The organism is Sivoneniella epilithica UHCC 1019 (genome assembly GCF_040830845.1).
Lineage (GTDB): Bacteria > Cyanobacteriota > Cyanobacteriia > Leptolyngbyales > Leptolyngbyaceae > ULC077BIN1.
Genome location: NZ_JBFPDP010000038.1, coordinates 12,149 through 28,919, shown reverse-complemented (window position 1 = coordinate 28,919; position 16,771 = coordinate 12,149). Strand labels below are relative to the sequence as shown.

Below are 16,771 nucleotides of genomic sequence, written 5' to 3'. Positions count from 1 at the left end.
TTTGTAGGCTGAGTAGGCTGAAACTATAAGGTTCTTTGTAGACTGGAACACACCATGGCGTTTGATAAGCATCGAGACTTTTTGCAACGTCTCTACAAAGTTACCCAAAGACGACACAGAGTCATACTGACGGCATTAGGCGTAACTAGCTGTGTGCTTGCAGTCCGCTTTGCAGGGTTGCTGCAAGGATGGGAACTTGCAACCTACGATCAAATGATTCATCTGCGCCCCTCTGAGCCTAGGGACGATCGCATTGTAATTGTGACCGTTGATGACTCAGATTTACGTCAAATTGGCAAATATCCGATTCCCGATGCTGAGTTGGCTAAGCTACTAGAAATTTTGCGAATGGCTCGTTCTCGTGCGATCGGCTTAGATATTTATCGCGATTTGCCTGTTGAACCTGGACACCAAGCCCTGATGCAAGCCTATCAACAAAATCCCAATCTAATTGGAATTACCTACATTGCCGATCAAGACAATCCAGAAGTGCCTGCCCCGCCTGTCTTAGAGCGGCTCAATCAAGTTGGCTTTAACAATTTGGTGCATGACCAAGATGACAAAGTGCGACGAGGGCTACTGTATTGGAAACCAGAAGATAACCATCCAGCGCGACAAAGTTTTGCATTAGCATTAGCACTTAAATATTTGCGAATGCAAGGGATTAAGCCAGAATCTGCTACTGACCGTTCGGGCAATCTGCAACTGGGTAACGCCATTTTTCGGCGATATACGGCTAATGAGGGTGCTTATATTTTGTCGGATGATGGGGGCTATCAGATTTTGCTCAATCCTCGTGGACCTGTTAACAGTTTTCGGCAAGTCTCAATTACGGACGTGTTAGCCGAAAAGGTATCGCCAGAAATATTTCGCGATCGCATTGTATTAATCGGCTACACCGCCGTTAGCGTCAACGATTTTGTATTCACATCCTATAGCAGCCAGTTGCTTAGGGCACCGCGAGCGATTGCAGGGGTAGAATTTCATGCTCACTTCATTAGCCAAATTTTGAGCGCAGCAAAAGACGGACGGACGTTGATTCATAGCTGGACTGACCCGCTGGAATGGCTGTGGATTCTCCTTTGGGCAGGAGCGGGAGCCGTCATTAGCTGGCAACTGAGATCGCCGCGACTGTCCATGATAGGGATTGCGATCGCGGGAATCGGGTTGGTGCTGATTGCCTATGGTTCCCTGCTGATAGGCTGGTGGATTCCAGTGGTGCCACCTTTAGTCACCATGACTGTCTCTGCGATCGTCATCATTTCCCATATCGCCCGTGTGCAAGAGGAACTGCGTCGCTCTAAAGAATTTCTCAACACCATCATCAACACGATTCCTGATCCAATTTTTGTGAAAGACCGACATTATCGATGGGTGGTTCTGAATGAAGCGTTTTCAAGGTTTTTGGGCTATCCCTTGGCGGAATTAATTGAACAGTCAGACTACGATGTTTTTCCGCAGGCAGAAGCGGATGTTTTTCGGCAGCAAGATGGTATGGTTTTTCGCACGGAACGAGACGCTCACAACGAAGAAGCTTTTACCGATCGCAATGGTTTTACCCATCAGATTGAAACGAAGCGATCGCTCCATAAAGATGCAGCCGGGAATCGTTTTCTAGTCGGTATCATTCGAGATATTACCGAGCGCAAACGTATAGAGGATGATCTGAAACGCACGACCGCTGAACTGGTGCAATCCAACGCAGAACTCCAGAGCGCTGCAACCCAACTGAATCATGTTGCCAATCACGATTCCCTCACCGGCTTACCCAATCGCAAGCTCTTTCACGAACGCTTGGAACAGGCGATCGCGTGGGCAAAGGAACAAGACCAACTGGTTGCCTTACTCTTTTTAGATTTAGATGGTTTCAAACAAATTAACGACACCAAAGGGCACAATATTGGCGACTTGTTGCTCAAAGCTGTAGCTCGTCGTCTCATAGGCTGTTTACGGGGTAGTGACACCGTGGCTCGGCTGGGCGGCGATGAATTTACCGTGATTCTGCCTGGAATTCCCAGCGCCCAAGATGCAGCGAGAGTCGCAACCAAACTACTCACTACTCTCGCTAAACCGTTTGAACTAGACGGGCACCTCATCTCCATTACCAGCAGTGTTGGCATCAGCCTCTATCCTCAGCAGGCATCTGATCTGGAAACCTTATTAAAAGAAGCAGACAACGCCATGTATCGAGCAAAGCAAGCAGGCAAAGGACGCTACGAGTTTTCTCTACTTCCGATGGAAGTGGGCTAAAGGAAAAGACGAAGTGCGAAGTGCGAAGTTTTGAGTTTTGAGTTTTGAGTTTTGAGTTTTGAGTTTTGAGTTTTGAGTTTTGAGTTTTGAGTTCAACCTCCGCCATTCGCCATTCATCATTCGTCATTCGCTATTCGTCATTCGCCATTCATCACTCGCCACTCGCTCAAGTCGTGTACTCCGCATTAATTTTGACGTAATCGTAGCTAAGGTCACAGCCCCAAGCGGTGCCAACCCCCGATCCATCTCCGACGCTGAGAGAAATTAAGACGGTATCTTCTTGCAAATAGGCTCCGGCGGCGGCTTGTTTAAGATAGGCGTTGGCAGCGATGCGATCGAAAAGCTGAGGTTGTCCTCGATCCATCATCAAGAAATCGCCTAGTTTAATTTGTAAGTCATCTTGATTAAAGGGGACATCGGCTCGTCCGGCGGCTCCGGCAATTCTGCCCCAGTTGGGATCGCGCCCAAAAATAGCCGCTTTGGTGAGGGATGATCCCGCGATCGTCCGAGCGATCGTCCGGGCAGAGGCATCGTCTACCGCACCAGAAACTTGCACTTCAATCAGGCAGGTTGCGCCTTCACCGTCACGGGCGATCGCCTTTGCCAAATAAATGCACACCTCCGTCAGCATCGCTTCTAGCTTATCTGCTTCAACTCCTGGCTCGGTAATCGCGGGGGTGCGAGACTCTCCGTTTGCCAGTGCCAACACGGTGTCATTGGTGCTGGTATCGCCATCTACTGTAATCTGATTGAAGCTTTTATCTACGGCGCGGCTTAACATTTGCTGCCATAAGTGAGGAGAAACCGCCGCATCGCAAGTGATGAAGCCCAGCATGGTTGCCATATTGGGGTGAATCATGCCGGAACCTTTGCAGATGCCGCCGATCCGCACGGGTCTGTCTCCAAAAGTGGTTTCTAGGGCGATCGTTTTTGGGACTAAATCAGTCGTACAAATTGCCTTCGCAGCGGCATCTGATCCGGTTTCAGAAAGAGACTCTACTAACTTGGGTAAGGCAGACTTTAGAATATCTAGCTTGATTCGCTGCCCAATCACGCCGGTGGATGCTAGCAAAACGGTGTCGGATGAAACTCCCAACTGTTGGCTAAGCGATTGAGCAGACTCTATGGCATCGACAATCCCTAGTGATCCAGTAGCAGCATTCGCCTGTCCTGCGTTACAAAGAATGGCACGGGCGTTGGGTCTGGCGCGCAGTTTGTCCCGGCAGTAGTCTATACAAGCGGCTCGAACGACGCTGAGGGTAAATACTCCCGCCGCGATCGCTTCCACATCCGACACGATTAGCGCCAAATCTGGCAATCCAGACGGTTTCAATCCTGCGGTAATTCCTGCTGCCCGATACCCTTTTGGTGCCGTCACGCCGCCTGAAATCACTTGCCACTCTGCCATGTCACTCTCCCAAAATCACCATACTTTGGGCGATTATATCAGGGTCGGAGTTAGGCAACTGACATCCGCAGTACGGTTTGGTTGAGTCTAAAAACTAGCGACTTTCGCTAAGAATCCGTTCTGGTGAGGAAGGCGGCACATTCCACATGGGCGGTTTGGGGGAAGAAGTCGGCGGGTTGCACACGGGTGAGAGTATAGGCTCCGGCTTCGCATAGCAACTTCAAGTCGCGGGCAAGGGTGGCAGGGTTACAACTGACGTAGACAATGCGATGAGGCTGAATTTGCGATAGTGCTTCAATCACCGAGCGATCGCAGCCTTTGCGGGGCGGATCAAGGATCACCACATCGGGTTGCACTTTCAAAGTGGGCAACAGTTTCTCAACCGTGCCTAGCTGAAAGGTGACATTATGCAGTTCATTTAAGGCAGCATTCATCGCCGCTTGTTCAATCGCTTCGGGCTGCACTTCCAGACCGATCGCTTGCTTTGCCTGTTTCGCCAACGGTAAGGTGAGCGTTCCCACACCGCAGTAAGCATCCAGCACAACCTCGGTTCCTTGCAGGTTGAGTTCAGCCAAAATTGACTCCATCAGCGCTTCCGCATTTTCGGTGTTTACCTGAAAAAAGGTATCGGGCAAAATTTGAAAGGTCATGCCAGCAAAAATTTCGTGTATGTGGTGCTGTCCAGCGATCGGATAGGATTCCTTACCAAAAATCACGTTGCTGCGATTGGGGTTAATGTTTAAACCCACGCCTACTAAGCTCGGATACCGCTCCATCCACTCTGCGGCTTGCTCTTTCATTCCTTCCAGTTTGCCCTCTTTCACCACCAGCGTCAGCAACATTTCTCCGGTGTGGCGACCAATGCGGAAACTCAAATGGCGCACCTTGCCTTGATGTTTCGCTTCGTCGTAAATGCTCCAGCCGCGCGTTTGAATATCTTGCTTCACTTCGGCAAGCAAAGGATTGAGCCGCTGATCTTGAATGGGACACTGGTTGAGGTTAATTAGCAAATGGCTGCCTTTTTGGTAGTAGCCCGCTTGTACCTGACCTGTGGGCGATCGCCGCATGGGATAGGTTGCCTTATTGCGATAACCCAACGCACCTGCCACTTGAATCATCGGATCAATTCGCGGCTGGCTAAATCCGCCGATACGCTCTAATGCTTGCAATATTTGATTGCGCTTTGCCTCGGTTTGATAGGCATAGTCAACGTGCTGCCACAGACAGCCACCGCATTTATCTGCCACGATGCAACCTGGACGAATCCGATGGGGCGAAGGTTCTAGCAATTCATGTAGTTTGCCATTAGCATATTGGGGCTTGACCCGCACTAAGCGCACGATCGCGCGATCGCCTGTCACGGTATCGGGCACAAACACCACCCGCTGATTGACCCGCCCCACGCCATCGCCACTGTCGCTGAGATCGGAAATGACCACCTCAACCAGTTCGCCCTGTTGCCAGCGTGGGTCTTCTAATGGCATGGAATCAACAAGATCGGGAGAGTATGTCATGGCGAAGTGTTCTGTGTAAGTGCGCGATCGCAAACGACTATCCTAACAGCCTCCACTTAATATCAACCGACAATTTACAGCAAGAAAAAGTTTGTATCTGTTGATTTAGGCGATTGATTTAGGCGATCGCCTACTAGATTATCTCAAGCCTGGAGACTAAACTGTCATTTGATTAGAGCAATATCAACTAGCACAGATTCTTATTTCGCACTCCGCACTCTGTTTTCGTACTCTACTCTCTACTTTATAAACGTCATGATACTTGAAATGAATGCCGAATCCGTTGCGCGCACCATTCAACTGATTATTGCGCCGGCGGTGCTGATGTCGGTCTGTACGCTGGCGCAAAATGGCATCCTGACCCGGTATACATCGGTGGGCGATCGCATGAGAAAAATTGACCAAGATCGGTTAGATTTGCTTCAAAAAAGTAGTGGGGATAATTATTGGAAAGAACGCTTAAACCTACTGGATCAACAAGTTCCTATTTTTGTCCGTCGTCACATGCTGCTGCAAAAAGCCTCGTTAAGTATTTATGGGTCAATCTTGACGCTGTTGTTATGCATGTTTGCGATCGCTCTCACTGTCTTGCTGAATTCTAACTGGCTAGCGATCGCCGTACTTGCGCTTTTTCTAATTGGGGCTGGCATTTTAGTAACCGGCGTATTTTTCTGTGCCCTAGAAGTTCGCATTTCCCATCAGGCGATTTGCTACGAACTCCGCCGTCTCTCTATATGGGAAGAAAGCTGAGTGGGAAGAACCTTAAGCTTTACAAAACTTTTTCATTTCTCATATGTCTAGCGCGGTACTCTCTTGAAAGTGTGGCGAACCTTGCTGCGAAACAATAATTGTCTTTATTTGCGACCCCAAGACTCGTTAAACTATAAACCATACCCCTAAGAAACCACGATAATTATGAGCGTAGTTAGCCAAGTCATTCTTCAAGCCGATGATGAGCTTCGCTACCCAACTTTTGGCGAACTCCAAGCCGTGAAAGAGTACTTTCAAACGGGCGAACAGCGTACTCGCATTGTCGAAACGCTGTCTGTAAATGAGAAAAAGATTGTTCAAGAAGCCAGCAAGCAGCTTTGGAGAAAGCGCCCTGACTTTATTGCTCCAGGTGGTAACGCCTACGGCGATAAGCAGCGGGCGCTTTGTCTTCGAGACTATGGTTGGTATCTGCGATTGGTTACCTATGGCGTTCTTGCGGGTGACAAAGATCCAATCGAATCGATTGGCATTGTTGGCGCACGCGAGATGTATAACGCTTTGGGAGTTCCGGTTCCGGGCATGGCGGAAGCGATTCGTTGTTTGAAGGCAGCTTCTCTAGAACTGCTAAGCGATGAAGATGCAGCAGAGGCTTCGCCCTACTTCGACTATATTGTTCAGGCGATGTCTTAGGCTTGGCGGTGTTTTTACGAAGTTGAATCGTGTCTGGCTGAATTTAACTTTCAAATTTATTTCCCACGGTAGGCAACACTCGATAGATCCGGCTATCAGTAAGGTCTTCTGTGGGAAGTTTTTTGCTAGTTTTTCGTCTCAGCTTGCGGAATCTAGGACTGGTGAATGGTTGTTTGCAATGACGCAAGTGATTTTTGAACCCTTAGCCCCCGCAACAGAATTTGCATGAATACTTTTACTTCTCCCACTGCTGAGCAGATTAATCAAACTAAAGCCGCGATCGCGTCCTACGTTTCTAGCGTCGATCGCAATTCTGAACGACGGGATGGGGCTTACCCGTACTGTTTGTTTCATCAACCGGGTCAGCCCATTCGTGGCACGGTGATGATGTTTCATGGATTCAGTGCCAAACCACACCAACTCTGGCGACTGGCAGACTACCTATTTCGTAATGGCTTTAATGTTTATCAGCCCTCTATTGCAGGGCATGTCTTGATCAATCCGGCTAAAAATTGGGCACAGGTGGATCTCAAACCGGAAATTGCCGCGCCGCTAAAAGCCAAGATTCAAGCAGACCCGGTTTTAAGTCACTATTTAGGCAATGTTGCAGAGAATCCAGATAGTTTCACTCGTCCTAGCTATATGCAGCGCCTTGCTTTAATTGCGCGACTTGTGGCGATCGAACCCCGCCTGCTGGATATTGTGAAAGCCGTTGAAACCCCAAATGATCCCAATTTCGATCGCTACTTTCTCTCTTCCCATCTCAACTACCTCACCGATGCCAAAGCGCGCCTAGCAGACTTAGATGCCATGCCTGGTGATGTTCACGCCGTTGGGCTATCCGTTGGCGGATCGGTTGCTTTAGGGCTTGCCGCTGCCCGCCCCGATCTCATCAAACAAGTGGTTGCCTATGCGCCTTTAATCCACATCTATGGGGAAGAACGCCGCCGATACATTAACCTAGCGGGTCCACTCGACATCAGTGAATCGGGTTGGGACCCCAATCTACGCTTTCCAGTCGGGTGCCTGACTGCCGCCGATCGCTTTGGTAGCAGCGTTGTTCTTAGCCAAAATTCTGTGAATTCTCTACAAAAAACTCCCGTTTTTATGGTGCTAACCGAAAACGAAGATGCCGCCGACATCAACACCAACAAAACCTTATTTGACCAAATTGGCGGTAGTTCCAACGGCAACCACCTTTACATTTATCCAGCAAAAGACTTGGTGCCCCATCCGCTCGTTGACCCTACCGAAATCAGTCAAGGCATGAGTAACCGCTTCTGGCAAAGCCTCTATCAAGAAACTTTCCGCTTTTTGACCACAGGCACCGTTGATCTCGCAAATTTAGGCGGCGTCGATCAGAACGCTGATATGCCGCCTGTACCGTTGGTGGAGTGAGGAGTATGGTGGAGTGAGGAGTATGGTGGAGTGAGGAGTAGTTTTGAGTTTTGAGTTCTTAGTTTTGAGTTAATGATTCAATTCAAAACTCAACATTCAAAACTCAAAACTTTCTTATCCGGCATGGGTACGACGATATAACCTGTGGTGCGATTCGTGAAACGATCCCTGTGGGAATCGCCCAGTACTAAATTTCGCTCAATGCCCCAATGCCACCAGTGAGCGGCGATGTAGGCGCAAATCAGGCTGTCTAGCTGGTCTTCCACGGCTTTTAGTTCAGCCCCTTTGAGCGGAATTTCTGGAATCGTACCGAGGCTCACGTCCAACGGAGGATCGTGCAAGGGTAAAAACTCGTGAATGTAGTGACGCAATCGGGCAAGTTCGGGACGGCGTTCTGCTAAAGTTCCTTTTTTGTACTTCAAGATGCGCGGTAAGTTGAACAGATGAACGATCGCGGGATGGGGAAAAGCTTCAATTTGCCAGCGTCCTAGTTTTTTGGGTTGAATCGTGGGGGCATGGTGAAAGCCGCGTTCTTCTAGGCTTAAGCCAAATGTCAAAGTGCGTTGAGCAAAGGTGGAACCCAGATTTGCCGGATAGCAGCCTGCATGATACTTGCCAAAATATTTGTGGGCGAGGCGATCGCACAGGCGCATTCCAGTCGCGTTAGAAATCAGGGTTGGCGCATCCACCGCTACCATTCCCGGTTGATCAGGAGGAAGCCAGCTATCGATCCAGGCAAGAATATCCGCGATCGCCAACATCCGCTGCAAATCCAGCAACACCAACTTACCCGATCGCCACTCTAAACAACACAACCCACTTGCACCCGAACTCCAGCCCAAATCAACGCCGATAAATCTCATGAAAATTAAGCCAGATTAAGTTTGTGTCAGATTAGTCCATGCCTGAATAGAGTCAGCCGATTGGTGAAGTTGTGCGGCAGTAAATAACCTCGAACCCCCAGCGATCTCCGCCGTTCTGCCCAGCCCAACTGAGTATTGAGCTAGTGCCTGCAATCAAAAACTTAGACTAACACTCAGCAACTTCACTAAGTGCCTCTTGAATCACTTCATCACTTACACCCAGACGCTTCAGACTGGCAATCAACGCAGAAACGGTATCTCCCTCTAACCGCTCCAAGTCAGCACGAAGCCCTTGTCCAATGTAGGCACGCGCTAAGGATTGATACCCAGAAAACCCAAGCAACGGTGCAACTCGCTTTAAATCTTCAATCACGTCTTCGGGAATCCGAATGGTGATTGTTATCATGGGACGATTTTTATCTAGCCGTTTTTTTAATGTCTCAACTTTCATAGTATTCACGTTCCTTGCGGGTCGCTTTACGAGCCGAGATAATCCGAATGATGTCGTTTTCACGCTCAATGTAGACGACGTACAAGAGATTCCACCGTCTATCTAAGCCAATGACAGCATCTCGCGCCTCATCATTGCGACTGGCATCAACCACCACAAGAAGCGGATCGAAAAAAGCTTCTGTCGCTTGCTGAAACGTAATACCATCATGGTTGTTTGGGTTAATCTTAGCCTTCTCATCATTCCAGACGAAGGTAACGCCATTGAGTACGAAATACACATCCATGTCCTGTAGTGTAGGTAAAGTGTATTTACGTTGTCAATACGTTTTCTCGTCCATATATTGATTCGGCTCACCTATTGACACAGTTACTTATAAACATCTATCATTCTGACCGCTAACTTCTGCTTCCTGACGCACTTCACGCTTTAGAATATCGAAAGATCTTGATTGTAGTTGTGACCCTATGCCTATCAAACGCGGTGACTTTGTTCGTGCTATCAAAGACAAGCTAGAAAACAGCCTGGAAGCCCAAGCCAGCGATCCGCGCTTGCCGTCCTATCTGTTTACGAGCAAAGGCGAAGTGGTTGATCTCAGTGGCGACTATGCCTTAGTGAAATTTGGCATTACGCCCACACCCAACATTTGGCTGCGGCTGGAGCAACTGGAGGAATTCAAAGATTAGCGATCGCCCCACTAATCTTACTTTTCAGGTTCTTACTTGTTAGGTAAAAAGGGGGTGAGGGTGAGGTGAGGTTCTACCGCATCGGCGAGGCTGTCTAACATTGCCTCACGCTGCTCACGATAGTTGGCAACCCCAGTGGGTAGCGATTTTAAGCCGCGCTGCTGGCGGAGGCGGTTTAACCAAGCCCGTCGCCATGGTCCATTATCAAAAATCCCGTGTAGGTAAGTGCCCCAAACGGAGCGACTTTCATCCACCACGCCCAAGTTAGCATCATCAAACAGAGCATCAACCCCCATGGCTTCTTCCATCAGGCGAGATCGCCCTTGATGAATTTCATAGCCCGTGATCGGCAATCCTTCTTGGGGATAGTTGGAGGTAACTGTGCGCTGACGTGCGATTTTTTGTCCGGCAATCACGGTTTTAAGCGGCAACAAGCCGATGCCCTTATAGCGCCCTTCCTGCCCTTCGATGCCTTCTGGATCTGCCAAAATTTTACCCAACATTTGATAGCCGCCACAGATCCCTAGAACGGTTCCTCCGGCGGCTACATAGTTTTGGATCTCCTCTACCATGCCTGTTTTGTGCAGCACGATCAAGTCAGGAATGGTGGTTTTTGAGCCAGGAATGATCAGAGCATCGGGATGTCCCAAGGGCGGTTTAGGAGAAATATATTTGATGGAAACGCTGGGTTCTGCTTCTAAGGGATCAAAATCGGTGAAGTTGGAAATGCGGGGTAGGCGCAGTACGGCAATGTTGATTTCGCTCGTTGGGTTGGGCGATCGCGTATCCATTAAGCTCAAGGAATCTTCAGCGGGAAAGGCTTGATCGAGCCAGGGAATCACACCCACAACCGGAATGCCCGTGCGCTCTTGCAGCCAATCGATGCCGGGTTGCAAAATCGAACGCTGTCCCCGAAATTTATTGATCACCACGCCCCGAATCAATGCCCGTTCGTCGGCATCTAAGAGTTCTAAAGTACCAACCACATGGGCAAACGCACCACCGCGATCGATGTCTACTACTAGCATAGTGGGGGCATCTAGCCGCTTTGCCACCCGCATATTGGTTAAATCGCGATGCTTCAGGTTGATTTCCGCTGGGCTACCTGCACCCTCGCACACCAGCATGTCATAATCTTCGGCTAGTCGATTCAAAGAGTCTTCGATCGCCTGCCAACCGGGTTCAAAAAACTGCTCATAGTACTCACTCGCCCCAACCCGACCTGCTGCTTTGCCTTTAATAATCACTTGGGAAGTCATGTCTCCCTGGGGTTTCAGCAAAATCGGGTTCATTTCGACCGTCGGCAAGATTCCGGCTGCCCAGGCTTGGACGGCTTGAGCATGTCCGATTTCGCCCCCTGTATTTGTAACATAGGCATTCAGCGCCATGTTTTGCCCTTTAAAAGGCGCAACCCGCCAGCCCCGGCGACTCAAAATTCGACAGATTGCAGTAGTGATTAAGGATTTACCTGCATGGGAAGTTGTTCCCACTACCATCATGGCTTTCATTCACAAACCTCCACGCAGTTGAATAAGGGTTTGGGCAGACAGGCAGACCGTCAATATTCTGCACAATTCGCCAGTGTTGTTCTTAATAAAAAGTGAATCGGATCACTTAGATGGGCAGCCGAAACCAGCGCAACACTGCATTATATAAGCGATCGCTGATGCTGGGCGAATACCGCTTTACTCCAGTATGCTGCTGCCATTTATCGACTAATGATCGTCCTAACGGAGTCACCCTGAAACTATCGGTTAAGCCCTGCCCATCCACCTCTCGCCGCAGCAACCCAACTTGAATCAGCCAGAGTAATTCCGATTCTACTCGTAATTCTGATAAAGGGCTGACTGTATATTGATTCTGAACGCCTGTGGTATGGGCGATCGCGCCCAATGACACACTCTGCTGGATCATTGTTGCAAATAGCCTGAGCCGAAATGGAGCGCATCGCATCGCCCGGTCTGCCCTCAGCACTGTTTTATCAGAATATTGAATGGATTGTCGGGGTTTAGTTGCGGTCATTATGAAGGAAACACTCAGAGCTTAAAAGCAAGTTCAAATAAAAATCTTGAAAAGTTCTCTCCTATCTTAGGCAATTTCGCTGGGATAGGCATCTGGGAACGATCAAAATTGGAAGGTTGCTACTGTACCAGGGCGATCGCAGTATGTCATTAACCAACAGTCTTGGGTGTCACCTCACTAAACCAAAGTGATATTACACAGCACTAGGGTGCAAGATCTGGTATAAACCAACAGATACTTAAGTAGTGTCTTTTTCTACACGCTCATTTTCTACAGATCATCCTATGGATATTAAAGCGCTGATTCGGGAAGTTCCAGATTTTCCTAAACCCGGCATTTCCTTCAAAGACATCACAACCCTACTGGGGAATGCAGAGGGATTGCAATATGCGATCGCAACCCTAGCAGACCATTGTGCTGACTTAGCTCCTGACTATGTGGCTGGCATGGAATCGCGGGGCTTCATTTTTGGTACGGCTCTCGCTTGCAAAATGGGCGTGGGGTTTGTTCCCATTCGCAAACTGGGAAAGCTCCCGGCTGCCGTGCATACCATTGAATACGATTTGGAATATGGCACCGACAAGCTAGAGATCCATCAAGATGCCTATCCGGCGGGGTCTAAAGTGTTGATGGTAGATGATTTAATTGCGACCGGAGGTACAGCAGGAGCGGCGGCAAAACTGATTCAGCAAGCCGGAGGAACCTTGGTTGGTTGTGCTTTTGTGATTGAACTGAAAGATTTGAACGGACGGCAACATCTGCCCAACGTGCCCGTCATTGCGTTGGTGCAATATTAGCGAATCGCTAGTTATTCACTAGCGATAAATAACCGCTAGACTGAAACCAATTTCTTGCAGAAAGTGCTTCACGGTAACCATTAGAATCATGAGTACATCGGCTCCAGAACGAATGACATCGGGCTTTGATGCAGTGTTGTCTTTTTTCACCAGCGACACGTTTGCCTATATTGTGAAGCGCGTTTTGCAAGGTTTGGTCACGCTGCTGTTGGCATCCCTGCTCTGCTTTGCGTTAATTCAGCTTGCACCTGGAGATTACCTCAGTACGCTGAAGGAAAACCCAAAAATTTCACCAGAGCGAATTGAACAACTGAAACGGCAGTTTGGCTTAGATAAATCCTGGTGGGATCAATATCTGCGGTGGCTGTGGCAGGTCGTGTCGCAGGGAAACTTTGGCACCAGTTTTGTCTATAACCGTTCGGTGTCATCGCTGCTGTGGGAACGGGTGGCGGCAACGCTGCTATTGGCGATCGCGTCCCTGATAGTAACTTGGGCGATCGCGGTTCCCATGGGCATCATTGGTGCGGTCAACCAAAATCGTCTGGTCGATCGCATCTTTCGAGTCATCAGCTACATTGGGCAGGGCTTTCCTAGCTTTATTGCCGCCTTATTACTGCTGATTTTTGCCCAAAATACCACCCCCCTGTTTCCCGTGGGAGACATGACCAGCATTGATTTTAATGACCTGACCCTATTGGGCAAAATCCGCGATATTGCGTGGCATATGGTGTTGCCAACCTTGGCACTCAGCATCACGAGCTTTGCCGGACTCCAGCGGATTATGCGAGGGCAACTCCTAGATGTTTTGCGGCAAGATTATATTCAAACGGCTCGTGCAAAAGGGCTACCAGAAAACCGAGTGATTTATATTCACGCGCTGCGAAACGCCATTAACCCGTTGATCACCCTGCTAGGATTTGAATTTGCCGCCCTCCTCAGCGGATCTTTTATCACTGAATACTTCTTCAATTGGCCCGGTTTAGGGCGATTGATCTATCAAGCGCTCCTAGCACAAGACATTTACCTAGTCATGGCAAGTTTAATGATCGGTGCCGCCATGCTAATCGCCGGTAATCTGCTGGCGGACTTGCTGCTCAAGGTCGTTGATCCACGCATCAAGCTAGGAGCAGACGAGTGACGAATTACGAATTACGAATTACGAATTACGAATTACGAGTCCAAAACTCTCCTTTAGACATTCGGCACTCGACATTCGGCACTCGACATTTTCTCCCCCTCAACATTTTCTTTTATGATTTCCCAAACTTATTATTTAGTTCGTTCTAGAGCCGATGGGCAATATCTCGTGGCTCGTCCCAATCGGAATGAGGGCGATCGCACTCCGGCAGATCCCGGCTTTTTACTGCTGTTTCAAGAACATGCGGATGCTCTGAGCTATCTCAATACCCACGCGAGGGAGCTAGCTGATCGCTTTGCCGTGGAAACCACTTCAGGAACCCAGCTAGAAGGCGTGTTGAAGCGCTGGGGCTTTACAGGGGTTGGCATGGTGCAAGATCCGCTGTTGCCTAAGGTAGAATTTTTAATCCGGTAGAAGGTTTTCTATGGATATGGCGCAGGTGATTCCGATTCTGTCAGTGGCGATCGCCACTTCTACTCCGTTAGTGTTTGCCTGCATTGGTGAAACGATAGCAGAACGGGCAGGGGTGATTAATCTATCGGCAGAGGGCACAATTTTATTGGGTGCGATGACGGGCTTTGCGATCGCCAAAACCGCTGAAGGATTGGGAAATACGCCCAGCTTACTGCTTGGATTCACAGGCGCGGCGATCGTCGGGGCGCTGATTGCGCTAATCGTCGCATTTGGCGCGTTGACCCTGAAGCAATCGCAAGTTGCGATCGGGTTTGTCTTAGCGCTTTTGGGTGCAGATTTATCGTCGTTTCTGGGCAACGCCTTTGTTCGGATTCCTGGACCGACTGTTCCCAGCTTTAAAGTCCCGATTTTACAAGATATTCCAGTCATTGGCGCGCTGTTTTTTCAGCATGATTTGCTCGTGTATGCCAGCTACTTATTGATTGGGTTAACGGTGATATATTTCTATCGCACCCGCTCTGGGTTGATACTACGGGCGATCGGTGAACAACCTGCCGCCGCCTTTGCTCGTGGCACCAATGTGATCCTGATGCGCTATTTTTATACTCTCTTGGGGGGGGCGCTAATGGGAATTGCTGGAGCCGCTTTTTCCTTGGACTTTAAGGCAGGCTGGAGCCATCGCCACACAGCGGGATATGGCTGGATTGCCCTAGCGATCGTGATTTTTGGCGGCTGGAATCCCTTACGGGTCGCCCTCAGTTGTTACCTGTTTGGCAGTTTACAATCCCTGGCAAGTGTGGCACAAAGTGCGATTCCCAATGTCCCCACTCAGGTTTTGACAGTAGCACCGTTTGTGCTGATGATTTTTTTCCTAGTTTTGACTTCCAGTGAGTGGTTAGAGCGCCTGCTCAAGCGGTTTCCGCCACAAATTGCTCGTGTGGCTGGGCAAGCGATTCACAGTACTCCTCCCGCTGCCTTGGGTCAACTGTTTGAGCAAGACTGATGACTTGAGCAAGACTGATGACGCTATCGCCTCAAAAATCACCCTAATTTAACTACAAAATTTAACTCCGAAACAAGCGACTATATTGCCGTTCATGCCCCATGCTGGCTAAAGACAGCCCCCAACTACAGCTACACAGGTCATCGGCTTGTAGCATTGAAATTTCTTCGACAGCATATTTTAGGGCAGGCTGCATCGTCAACAATAGGCGTTGTCCCGCTGTTTGCCCTAAGGGAATTAGCTTGACTCCAGCACTCACTAAATTGGCAGTCCAGCTATACAGGTAAGCCAGCAGAGCAGCGTGTGAGTCAAGCTGGTAGTGTGCCGCCGCGATCGCATAAGCGATCGCAAAGTTACAGTCCTCTTTTTGTAACAGTTCGTAAATACTGGCTAATTCAGGATGCAGATCTAAAAGGAGCTTTAGCAGCGATCGCCCCATTTGTAAACTTTGCTGTCTCAACTCCTCCGTTTCCCTGGCTGCCGTCAACCACCTATTCCACCGATTCACCGCCTCAAAATCTTGGTTATTTATCGCTTCATAGCTCCGGATCATTACCGCAGCTTCTAAGCGTACTGCCCCCCAGCGCAACTCTTGAGTCAACCACTCGGCTAGCGTCTCCTGGCTGGTCAGCTTGCCCAACTCGACCAACGCCTCCAGCCCTTCAGAGTAACTATACGCTCCTACAGGAAGCGCTGGACTAGCAAGCTGCAAAAGATAGAGAAGGGATTCATTATTCATTAGCGTCAGAGATTCATCATTCGCCATTCGTCATTCATTAGTGCTGATGGTGTCCATAGGCTCCGTTTTCGGGCTGGAAGGGTTGGATTTCTTCAGTAATCTGTAAACCGCGATGAAGCAAGAGATCGCGCAGAACGGGATCGGGAGAAAGGCGAAGGTAGGTAGGAGCGATTTCGAGGGAAACATGGCGATTGCCCAGATGGTAAGCCGCCTGCAACAGATAAAGCGGTTTTTTGGCAGTAACCGTTAGCACGGGTTCAGGTTTGGCAATCACCCGAACGATCACTCCATCCTCCGCTTGCAACCAATCGCCATCCTGTAGCACGGTGCCTCTGGGGAGTTGCAGATAAACCAATTGCCCATCAGCGGTTTCAAAATGATGGCGCGATCGCGTGCGGTCTTCTGCCGTGAGAGGCAATGTTAGAAAAACTGATCCATCTGGCTCAATGGTTAACCGTTGCGTGAAAGGGGAGGTTACAGGCGATCGCATCGTTTATCTAAGGTCAAGGTCTTCGTTTAGCCCTATAGTACGCGATGTGCAACTTTCCTGAAACAACGCAAACACTCCCCACCCTGCGGGAGAGGGCTAGGGGTGAGGGTTCTTAGTTGCACATCGCGTTATAGTGCAATTCAAAATCTTGCCTGTCAATGAGTCAGGCAGCACTGCAAAAAATGCACTGGTAAGGT

At 49.3% G+C, this 16,771-nt stretch carries 18 protein-coding genes; 9 read left to right on the top strand and 9 right to left on the bottom strand.

All coding sequences use genetic code 11. The features are described from left to right. Window positions 1–54: 54 nt before the first annotated feature. Window positions 55–2,250: a CHASE2 domain-containing protein gene (locus AB3R30_RS19680; RefSeq protein WP_458650923.1), complete on the top strand. Its 2,196-nt coding sequence runs from the start codon at window positions 55–57 to the stop codon at window positions 2,248–2,250. Between the two features lie 166 nt (window positions 2,251–2,416). On the opposite strand, the gene argJ is transcribed toward AB3R30_RS19680, so the two are convergent. Further along, window positions 2,417–3,658, bottom strand: a complete 1,242-nt coding sequence (gene argJ / locus AB3R30_RS19675) for a bifunctional ornithine acetyltransferase/N-acetylglutamate synthase (RefSeq protein ID WP_458650922.1) — start codon at window positions 3,656–3,658, stop codon at window positions 2,417–2,419. A gap of 107 nt (window positions 3,659–3,765) precedes the next feature. Continuing rightward, window positions 3,766–5,172, bottom strand: a complete 1,407-nt coding sequence (rlmD, locus tag AB3R30_RS19670) for a 23S rRNA (uracil(1939)-C(5))-methyltransferase RlmD (RefSeq protein WP_458650921.1) — start codon at window positions 5,170–5,172, stop codon at window positions 3,766–3,768. Between the two features lie 267 nt (window positions 5,173–5,439). On the opposite strand from rlmD, the gene AB3R30_RS19665 reads away from it, so the two are divergent. The 3 genes from AB3R30_RS19665 (at window position 5,440) to AB3R30_RS19655 (ending at window position 7,971) form a co-directional block, all read left to right on the top strand. Next, complete coding sequence (locus AB3R30_RS19665) at window positions 5,440–5,922, top strand: DUF2721 domain-containing protein (RefSeq protein ID WP_458650920.1); 483 nt, start codon at window positions 5,440–5,442, stop codon at window positions 5,920–5,922. Between the two features lie 165 nt (window positions 5,923–6,087). Beyond that, entirely contained in the window at window positions 6,088–6,573 is a 486-nt protein-coding gene (apcD, locus tag AB3R30_RS19660; RefSeq protein WP_458650919.1) for an allophycocyanin subunit alpha-B, read from the top strand. A 225-nt stretch (window positions 6,574–6,798) separates the two neighbouring features. Next, a complete protein-coding gene (locus AB3R30_RS19655) occupies window positions 6,799–7,971 on the top strand; it encodes an alpha/beta hydrolase-fold protein (protein WP_458650918.1) in 1,173 nt (390 codons plus the stop codon). Window positions 7,972–8,060: 89 nt separating this feature from the next. Here the strand turns inward: AB3R30_RS19655 and AB3R30_RS19650 are convergent, their stop codons facing one another. From AB3R30_RS19650 to AB3R30_RS19640, 3 genes are all read right to left on the bottom strand, one after another. Continuing rightward, window positions 8,061–8,834 carry a DUF429 domain-containing protein gene (locus AB3R30_RS19650; protein ID WP_458650917.1) on the bottom strand — a complete coding sequence of 258 codons (774 nt, stop codon included), beginning with the start codon at window positions 8,832–8,834 and terminating at the stop codon, window positions 8,061–8,063. A gap of 166 nt (window positions 8,835–9,000) precedes the next feature. Then, window positions 9,001–9,285 carry a hypothetical protein gene (locus AB3R30_RS19645; protein WP_458650916.1) on the bottom strand — a complete coding sequence of 95 codons (285 nt, stop codon included), beginning with the start codon at window positions 9,283–9,285 and terminating at the stop codon, window positions 9,001–9,003. Continuing rightward, window positions 9,275–9,571 carry a BrnT family toxin gene (locus tag AB3R30_RS19640; protein WP_458650915.1) on the bottom strand — a complete coding sequence of 99 codons (297 nt, stop codon included), beginning with the start codon at window positions 9,569–9,571 and terminating at the stop codon, window positions 9,275–9,277. The genes AB3R30_RS19645 and AB3R30_RS19640 overlap by 11 nt, the downstream gene beginning before the upstream one ends. 181 nt (window positions 9,572–9,752) lie before the next feature. Between AB3R30_RS19640 and ndhO the strand changes: the two genes are divergently transcribed. Further along, window positions 9,753–9,971, top strand: a complete 219-nt coding sequence (ndhO, locus tag AB3R30_RS19635) for an NAD(P)H-quinone oxidoreductase subunit O (RefSeq protein ID WP_458650914.1) — start codon at window positions 9,753–9,755, stop codon at window positions 9,969–9,971. A 32-nt stretch (window positions 9,972–10,003) separates the two neighbouring features. Here ndhO and cobQ read toward each other — a convergent pair whose 3' ends face one another. Both cobQ and AB3R30_RS19625 read right to left on the bottom strand, forming a co-directional pair. Continuing rightward, window positions 10,004–11,479, bottom strand: coding sequence for a cobyric acid synthase CobQ (gene cobQ / locus AB3R30_RS19630; RefSeq protein WP_458650913.1), 1,476 nt, complete (start codon window positions 11,477–11,479; stop codon window positions 10,004–10,006). 106 nt (window positions 11,480–11,585) lie between these two features. Continuing rightward, entirely contained in the window at window positions 11,586–11,993 is a 408-nt protein-coding gene (locus tag AB3R30_RS19625; protein ID WP_458650912.1) for an Npun_F0494 family protein, read from the bottom strand. 284 nt (window positions 11,994–12,277) lie between these two features. On the opposite strand from AB3R30_RS19625, the gene AB3R30_RS19620 reads away from it, so the two are divergent. The 4 genes from AB3R30_RS19620 (at window position 12,278) to AB3R30_RS19605 (ending at window position 15,345) form a co-directional block, all read left to right on the top strand. After that, entirely contained in the window at window positions 12,278–12,790 is a 513-nt protein-coding gene (locus AB3R30_RS19620; RefSeq protein ID WP_458650911.1) for an adenine phosphoribosyltransferase, read from the top strand. Between the two features lie 88 nt (window positions 12,791–12,878). Next, complete coding sequence (locus AB3R30_RS19615) at window positions 12,879–13,928, top strand: ABC transporter permease (protein ID WP_458650910.1); 1,050 nt, start codon at window positions 12,879–12,881, stop codon at window positions 13,926–13,928. Between the two features lie 114 nt (window positions 13,929–14,042). After that, window positions 14,043–14,342 (top strand): hypothetical protein, encoded by a 300-nt coding sequence (locus tag AB3R30_RS19610; RefSeq protein WP_458650909.1) that lies wholly within the window; start codon window positions 14,043–14,045, stop codon window positions 14,340–14,342. Between the two features lie 10 nt (window positions 14,343–14,352). Beyond that, window positions 14,353–15,345 (top strand): ABC transporter permease, encoded by a 993-nt coding sequence (locus tag AB3R30_RS19605; protein WP_458650908.1) that lies wholly within the window; start codon window positions 14,353–14,355, stop codon window positions 15,343–15,345. A 61-nt stretch (window positions 15,346–15,406) separates the two neighbouring features. On the opposite strand, the gene AB3R30_RS19600 is transcribed toward AB3R30_RS19605, so the two are convergent. Then, on the bottom strand, window positions 15,407–16,111 hold the full coding sequence (locus AB3R30_RS19600) for an urease accessory protein UreF (protein WP_458650907.1): 705 nt from the start codon (window positions 16,109–16,111) through the stop codon (window positions 15,407–15,409). A 10-nt stretch (window positions 16,112–16,121) separates the two neighbouring features. Beyond that, window positions 16,122–16,574, bottom strand: coding sequence for an urease accessory protein UreE (gene ureE, locus AB3R30_RS19595; RefSeq protein ID WP_458650906.1), 453 nt, complete (start codon window positions 16,572–16,574; stop codon window positions 16,122–16,124). Window positions 16,575–16,771: the final 197 nt, after the last annotated feature.